General features: G+C 56.6%; 7 protein-coding genes and 1 pseudogene. 5 read left to right on the top strand and 3 right to left on the bottom strand.

What is annotated here, in order from left to right; translation table 11 throughout:
• Positions 1 to 42 precede the first annotated feature (42 nt).
• The 5 genes and pseudogenes from atpC to AC1DSG_RS24835 form a co-directional block, all read left to right on the top strand.
• Positions 43 to 303: pseudogene (gene atpC, locus AC1DSG_RS24815) on the top strand (ATP synthase F1 subunit epsilon); the annotation flags it as partial.
• Between the two features lie 117 nt (positions 304 to 420).
• Positions 421 to 1,788: a bifunctional UDP-N-acetylglucosamine diphosphorylase/glucosamine-1-phosphate N-acetyltransferase GlmU gene (gene glmU / locus AC1DSG_RS24820; protein WP_477793260.1), complete on the top strand. Its 1,368-nt coding sequence runs from the start codon at positions 421 to 423 to the stop codon at positions 1,786 to 1,788.
• A gap of 178 nt (positions 1,789 to 1,966) precedes the next feature.
• Positions 1,967 to 2,743: a DeoR family transcriptional regulator gene (locus AC1DSG_RS24825; protein WP_477793261.1), complete on the top strand. Its 777-nt coding sequence runs from the start codon at positions 1,967 to 1,969 to the stop codon at positions 2,741 to 2,743.
• A 1-nt stretch (position 2,744) separates the two neighbouring features.
• The gene (gene glmS / locus AC1DSG_RS24830; protein WP_477793262.1) at positions 2,745 to 4,592 is read left to right on the top strand and encodes a glutamine--fructose-6-phosphate transaminase (isomerizing); all 1,848 of its coding nucleotides are present in this window, start codon (positions 2,745 to 2,747) and stop codon (positions 4,590 to 4,592) included.
• 347 nt (positions 4,593 to 4,939) lie between these two features.
• A complete protein-coding gene (locus tag AC1DSG_RS24835) occupies positions 4,940 to 5,500 on the top strand; it encodes a magnesium transporter (RefSeq protein WP_477793263.1) in 561 nt (186 codons plus the stop codon).
• Between the two features lie 32 nt (positions 5,501 to 5,532).
• Here AC1DSG_RS24835 and AC1DSG_RS24840 read toward each other — a convergent pair whose 3' ends face one another.
• The 3 genes from AC1DSG_RS24840 to AC1DSG_RS24850 all read right to left on the bottom strand — a co-directional run.
• Positions 5,533 to 5,850, bottom strand: a complete 318-nt coding sequence (locus AC1DSG_RS24840; RefSeq protein ID WP_477793264.1) for a cytochrome C oxidase subunit IV family protein — start codon at positions 5,848 to 5,850, stop codon at positions 5,533 to 5,535.
• Between the two features lie 13 nt (positions 5,851 to 5,863).
• Positions 5,864 to 6,577, bottom strand: coding sequence for a heme-copper oxidase subunit III family protein (locus AC1DSG_RS24845; RefSeq protein ID WP_477793265.1), 714 nt, complete (start codon positions 6,575 to 6,577; stop codon positions 5,864 to 5,866).
• Positions 6,578 to 6,583: 6 nt separating this feature from the next.
• Positions 6,584 to 7,115, bottom strand: a 532-nt coding sequence (locus AC1DSG_RS24850) for a cytochrome c oxidase subunit 3 (protein ID WP_477793266.1), incomplete at its 5' end; no start/stop codon positions are given.

The following is a 7,115-nucleotide window of genomic DNA, read 5'->3' on the forward strand; positions in this document are numbered from 1 at the left end:
GGGCGGGGAAGCTGAGGTGTTTTACATCTCGGGTGGTTTCCTCGGGGCGGGGAAGCTGAGGTGTTTTACATCTCGGGTGGTTTCCTCGAGGTTCAGCCGAACATGGTCAAGGTTCTTGCCGACACTGTGCAACGTGCTGCCGACCTGGATGAAGCCTCCGCTCAGGAAGCCGTTAAGGCTGCCGAGAAGGCCTTGCATGAACGCGGCGCAGAATTCGATTACGGTTCTGCTTCCGCACGTCTGGCCGAGGCTGCAGCTCAGCTGCGCACCGTCCAGCAGATCCGCAAGAAGTTCGGCGGTTAATCCGTCATCGACTTGTGGTGCGATTGATTAAAAAGGGTAGCCTCGGCTACCCTTTTTTCTTTTCCAACTTTCATAATCTGGTCGCAGCCGCTGACCACCCAGGATTGGTAGCCAGTCATGTCTCTTGAAATCGTTATCCTCGCTGCTGGCCAAGGCACCCGCATGCGCTCGGCGTTGCCAAAAGTTCTGCACCCGATCACCGGCAACTCGATGCTTGGCCATGTTATCCACAGCGCCCGGCAACTTGATCCACAGCGCATCCATGTGGTGATTGGCCATGGTGCCGAAGCAGTACGTGAACGCCTGGCGGCGGACGATCTGAATTTCGTCCTGCAGGACAAACAACTGGGTACCGGTCATGCGGTGGCTCAGGCCGTGCCGTTCATTGAGTCCGATACCGTACTGATTCTCTACGGTGATGTGCCGCTTATTGAAGTCGAAACCCTGCAACGCCTGCTCAAGAAAGTGGCTCCGCAGCAACTGGGCTTGCTCACCGTTGAACTGGACGACCCGACCGGCTACGGCCGCATCGTTCGCGATGCCAACGGTAAGGTCACCGCTATCGTTGAGCAAAAAGACGCCAACGAAGACGAGCGTGCAATTACTGAAGGCAACACCGGCATTCTCGCCCTGCCTTTCGCGCAACTGGGTGGCTGGATGAGTCGGCTCTCCAACAATAATGCCCAGGGCGAGTACTACCTGACCGACGTGATCGCCATGGCGGTCAGCGATGGGCTGGTGGTGGCCACCGAGCAACCTCATGACGCCATGGAAGTGCAGGGCGCCAATGACCGCAAGCAACTTTCCGAACTTGAGCGTCACTATCAATTGCGCGCCGGCCGCCGGTTGATGGCTCAAGGCGTGACGCTGCGTGACCCGGCTCGTTTCGATGTGCGTGGTGAAGTCACCGTTGGCCGCGATGTGCTGATTGATATCAACGTGATCCTCGAAGGAAAAGTTGTCATCGAAGACGACGTGGTGATCGGCCCGAATTGTGTGATCAAGGACAGCACCCTGCGCAAAGGCGTGGTGATCAAGGCCAACAGCCATATCGAAGGCGCAATTCTAGGCGAGGGCAGCGATGCCGGTCCGTTCGCGCGTCTGCGTCCGGGCACCGTACTTGAGGCTCGCGCACATGTGGGTAACTTTGTTGAATTGAAGAACGCTCACCTGGGCGAGGGCGCGAAGGCCGGTCATCTGTCTTACCTTGGGGACGCCGAGATCGGTGCGCGCACCAACATTGGCGCGGGCACCATCACCTGCAACTACGACGGCGTCAACAAGTGGAAAACCGTAGTGGGCGAAGATGTGTTCATCGGTTCGAACAACTCGTTGGTGGCGCCTGTGGATATCTCTACTGGTGCGACCACAGCGGCCGGTTCGACCATTACCCAGAATGTGGATAACTCCCAGTTGGCGATAGGCCGGGCGCGGCAGAAAAATATTGACGGCTGGAAGCGGCCGGAAAAGGTCAAGAAGAACTAAGTTATCCACAGCGCTTCAAAATCAAAAGTTCGCAGTTTGCGGCAGGTACTGAACGACCCGCCGTAAGCTGCGATTTTTTTAGTTATGCACAGGCCTTTTTATCGCATTACGCTTGACGAAATTTCGGCGATAGGTTTTGATTGCTTCCGTTATCTTTCGAATCGAAACTTACCAGTCCATGTCGAAGCGCAATACACCCCAACGCCGGCACAATATCCTCTCCTTGCTCAATGAGCAGGGCGAAGTCAGTGTGGACGAGCTGGCAAAGCGTTTCGAAACTTCGGAAGTTACGATTCGAAAAGATCTGGCGGCACTCGAGACTAACGGCCTGCTGCTGCGCCGTTACGGCGGAGCGATCACCATGCCTCAGGAATTGGTCGCTGACATCGGCCAACCTGTCTCCAAGTACAAACAAGCCATTGCCCGCGCCGCCGTCGCACGTATTCGTGAGCATGCGCGGATCATCATCGACAGCGGCAGCACCACGGCCGCGATGATTCCGGAACTCGGTCAGCAGCCAGGGCTGGTGGTGATGACCAACTCGCTGCACGTTGCCAATGCGTTGAGCGAGCTCGAACACGAGCCGGTGCTGTTGATGACCGGCGGTACTTGGGACCCGCATTCCGAGTCCTTTCAGGGGCAGGTCGCCGAGCAGGTCCTGCGCTCTTACGACTTTGACCAACTTTTTATCGGTGCCGATGGCATCGACCTGGTCCGCGGTACCACCACCTTCAACGAATTGCTGGGGCTGAGCCGGGTCATGGCAGAAGTCGCCCGCGAAGTCGTCGTGATGGTGGAGGCCGACAAGATCGGCCGCAAAATCCCCAACCTGGAGCTGCCATGGAGCAGTGTCCATACCCTTATTACCGATGATCGCCTCTCGCTTGCGGCACGCGATCAGATTCAGGCCCGCGGAATCAATTTGATTTGCGCGGCTGTCAGTCAGGAGAAATAGTATGTGTGGAATTGTCGGCGCAGTCGCAGAACGTAACATTACCGCCATCCTGCTCGAAGGCCTCAAACGCTTGGAATACCGTGGCTATGACAGCGCCGGTGTGGCGGTCTTCACCAACGATGAAAAACTCGAGCGCATGCGTCGTCCGGGCAAGGTCAGCGAGCTGGAACTGGCACTCGAAGCCGAGCCACTGGTCGGTCGTCTCGGCATCGCCCATACCCGCTGGGCGACACACGGCGCACCGTGCGAGCGCAACGCTCACCCGCATTTCTCCGGCGACCTGGCCGTGGTGCACAACGGCATTATCGAAAACCACGAAGCCCTGCGTGAGCAGTTGAAAGCCTTGGGTTATGTGTTCACCTCGGACACCGACACCGAAGTCATCGCCCACCTGCTGAACCACAAGCTCAAGGATCTGAACGATCTGACCGTGGCCCTCAAGGCGACTGTCAAAGAGTTGCACGGTGCTTATGGCCTGGCGGTTATCAGTGCTCAGCAACCGGATCGCCTTGTCGCGGCTCGCAGCGGCAGCCCGTTGGTGATTGGTCTGGGCCTGGGTGAAAACTTCCTTGCTTCCGACCAGCTGGCCCTGCGCCAGGTCACTGACCGTTTCATGTACCTGGAAGAAGGCGATATCGCTGAAATTCGCCGTGACAGCGTGCACATCTGGGACGTTGATGGCAAAGCCGTCGAGCGCGAAACCGTGCAGTACCGCGACGGTGCCGAAGCAGCGGACAAGGGCGAATTCCGCCACTTCATGCTCAAGGAAATCCACGAGCAACCGTCTGTTGTTCAGCGCACCCTCGAAGGTCGTCTGAGCCCGAACGGCGTGCTGGTACAAGCGTTCGGTCCACAGGCTGCCGAACTGTTCGCCAAAGTGCGCAACGTGCAGATCGTTGCCTGCGGCACCAGCTATCACGCCGGTATGGTTGCCCGTTACTGGCTCGAAGAGTTGGCCGGCATCCCGTGCCAGGTCGAAGTCGCCAGCGAATTCCGCTACCGCAAAGTCGTGGTGCAGCCAGACACCCTGTTTGTGACCATCTCCCAGTCCGGTGAAACCGCCGACACCCTGGCCGCACTGCGCAACGCCAAGGAGCTTTCAAGAGAAGAAGGGGGCTACCTCGCCAGCCTGGCGATCTGCAACGTCGGCATCAGTTCGCTGGTGCGTGAGTCCGACTTGACCCTGCTGACCCAAGCCGGTCGCGAAATTGGCGTGGCATCGACCAAAGCCTTCACTACTCAACTAGTGGGCCTGCTGCTACTGACGCTGTCCTTGGGTCAGGTTCGCGGCACATTGGCCAAAGGCGTCGAAGCGACTTTGGTTGAAGAACTGCGTCGTCTGCCAACTCGCTTGGGCGAAGCCTTGGCCATGGACAGCACCGTGGAAAAAATCGCCGAACTGTTCGCCGAGAAGAACCACACGCTGTTCCTCGGCCGTGGCGCGCAATTCCCGGTAGCGATGGAAGGAGCCCTGAAACTCAAGGAAATCTCCTACATTCACGCTGAAGCCTACCCGGCTGGCGAGCTGAAACACGGCCCGTTGGCGCTTGTGGATAACGACATGCCCGTGGTGACCGTGGCGCCGAACAACGAACTGCTGGAGAAGTTGAAATCCAACCTCCAGGAAGTCCGCGCCCGTGGCGGCCAATTGATCGTCTTTGCAGACGAACAGGCCGGCATGACCAACGGTGAAGGCACGCACGTTGTGCATATGCCGCACATCCACGACATCCTGTCGCCAATCCTTTACACCATCCCACTGCAGTTACTGTCGTACTACGTTGCTGTGCTCAAAGGCACGGACGTTGACCAGCCGCGYAACCTGGCGAAGTCGGTGACGGTTGAGTAAGTTATCCACAGGCGATCACGGTTGCTTCCCTACGTCGGGGAAGCAACCGCAATCATGATTGAGGTTCACAATCTGCAGTCAGGTTGTGACACTGCTCCGATGCATCCTGCGCTGCGACCCGACAGCATGGGGTTCCCCTCTCTTCCAGCGTTTCCTTCCCTTGGCACTTCGATACAGAATTCGTCGGAGCGCCCCAGCCCCTGATGCAGCCTTTGGATCCTGGCGCTTCCTTCTGCGCATTCTAGCGGCTGCTATACTTCTTTCGGGTTGCATGAAGTGACTGAAAATCTTAGTCAAGGCTGCAGGACAGAGGAGGTTCACAGCAAACGCGAGATGGGAGGTGTGGCATGAATCGGCACTATTACATCAGTGACAATCTCGACGATCTCGAAGCCATTGAAAATGAATTGGAGGCCAGCGGCATCAATTCCGAACAGATTCATGTGCTCAGTGGAAAAGTTGCTGATGTTGAACAACATCACCTCCACGAGATTAGCTCGTTAATGGAACAAGATGCTGTTCATTCTGGTGAGATTGGAGCAGTGGTCGGTGTACCACTCGCAGCGCTGGTCCTGGGTGTCGCCTATTGGCTGGGCTGGACCGAATCCGCCGCAGGCTGGATGCCTTTTATCTTCCTTGCCATTGTTATTGTGGGCTTCTGTATCTGGGAAGGCGGTTTTTTTGGATTCCAGGTGCCAAACACTCACTTTCGCAATTTCAAACAGATGGTAGAAGATGGAAAACATATCTTCTTCGTGGATGTTGAGCCGAATCAGGAATCGGTATTGGACCGGGTCATCGAACATCATCCAGCGCTGAAGATCGCCGGCACGGGAGCGGCAGCCCCCCACTGGACAGTAGCCTGGCAGCACAAATGGCATCAGTTCAAGCGAGTGATATCGGGTTAGCCCCCGCAGACTCACGGCCGTCGGGAAGCTGCTTATTGGCCGAAGAAAATGACCCGGCTGAGGAAAACATAGTCCGCCTCGGAGGCCATCAGTCCTATGAGCACCAGCAAACACAAAGGTGGCACCAATATGGCGTAGACCATGGCCAACCGCTCCCAGGCCATATGCATGAAGATGGAGACAATTAAACCTGCCTTCAACAGCATGAAAGTGATGATCAGGGACCACCGAAGGTAACCATGGAAGTGGAAATAGTCGACAAGGTACGACAGCGTGCTGAGGACGAATAACAACCCCCAGATTTTAAGGTACAAACTGATTGGATGTTGCTGACCCTGAGCATATGCCATCACCCGTGCTCCTCTACCATAAATAGAAAAAAGCAAAAATAAACACCCACACCAAATCCACGAAGTGCCAGTAAAGTCCGGCTATCTCGACGTTCTGATAGTTTCCGGAGCGCTCATAATCTCCCCGCGATACTTTCAGCGCCACAATGCTGAGGTAGATGGCGCCGATTGACACATGCAGTCCGTGGAAACCGGTAATCATGAAAAAGCAGGCACCAAATTGCGCCGCCCCCATGGGATTCCCCCAGGGACGCACCCCTTCTGCGATGAGCTTGCTCCATTCAAATGCCTGCATGCTGACGAAGGTCACACCCAAGGCCGCGGTTGCCAGCATCAGGGCAGTGGTTTTCGCGCGATCACGGCGATAGGCGTAATTAACGGCCATGGCCATGGTGCCGCTGCTACTGATCAGCACAAAGGTCATGATGGCGATCAGAATAAGCGGGATTTCTCTACCGCCGATCGTCAATGCGAACACTTCACTGGGGTTCGGCCAGGCCGTGGTGATGGTCATGCGTACCGACATGTAGCCGGTTAAAAAACAGCTGAATATAAAAGTATCGCTGAGCAGGAATATCCACATCATCGCCTTGCCCCAAGGGACCTGCTTGAAGGCCTCTCTGTCCGAGGACCAGTCGCTGGCGATGCCCTGCCATCCCGGTGCAGGCGTTGAGTCTAGTGGACTGGATGAATGGGACTCGCTTGGGGCAAGTKGATGCGATGCCATGGCTTTTCACCTCAGGCCGCAGAATCTGGCGATCACTTCATAGGTTTGCGGCGTGCTGGCCAGCAAAGCGAATAGCACGAACCAAAGACCCAGTAAGTAGTGCCAATAGGTGGTACAGAGCTCAACGCCGGCGCTGAGTTGCGACAACGGCACGCGATGCAGGAATTTGGCAACGATGATGCCCCAGGCTATCAGCCCGCCCAACAGGTGGAGCCCATGCAGGCCGGTCAACAGGTAGAAGAAACTGTTGGCCGGATTGCTGGCGACAAAGTAGCCCCAGGCGACAAACTGCTGCCAGACCCAGAGTTGTCCCGTCAGAAAGGCAATGGCAAACACCCCCCCCAATGCAAAACCAATGACCGTTGCGTCCAGTCGCGCCTGTCGGGCGGCCATACGCGACCACTGCAGTGCGATGCAGCTGAATACCAGAAAAGCCGAATTCAGCCATAACTGCCAGAGATTGGCTAACGGCGCCAAGGGCTCTGTCAGGGGCAGCCAGTCGGCCATTTGTGAACGGGCAATAAAGGCGATCAGGAAG

The sequence above is a fragment of the Pseudomonas sp. P5_A12 genome (assembly GCF_056400685.1).

Coding starts and splice junctions, on each gene's coding strand:
- AC1DSG_RS24840 (WP_477793264.1), bottom strand. CDS start 5,850: ATGGCATATGCTCAGGGTCAGCAACATCCAATCAGTTTGTACCTTAAA.
- AC1DSG_RS24825 (WP_477793261.1), top strand. CDS start 1,967: ATGTCGAAGCGCAATACACCCCAACGCCGGCACAATATCCTCTCCTTG.
- AC1DSG_RS24835 (WP_477793263.1), top strand. CDS start 4,940: ATGAATCGGCACTATTACATCAGTGACAATCTCGACGATCTCGAAGCC.
- glmU (WP_477793260.1), top strand. CDS start 421: ATGTCTCTTGAAATCGTTATCCTCGCTGCTGGCCAAGGCACCCGCATG.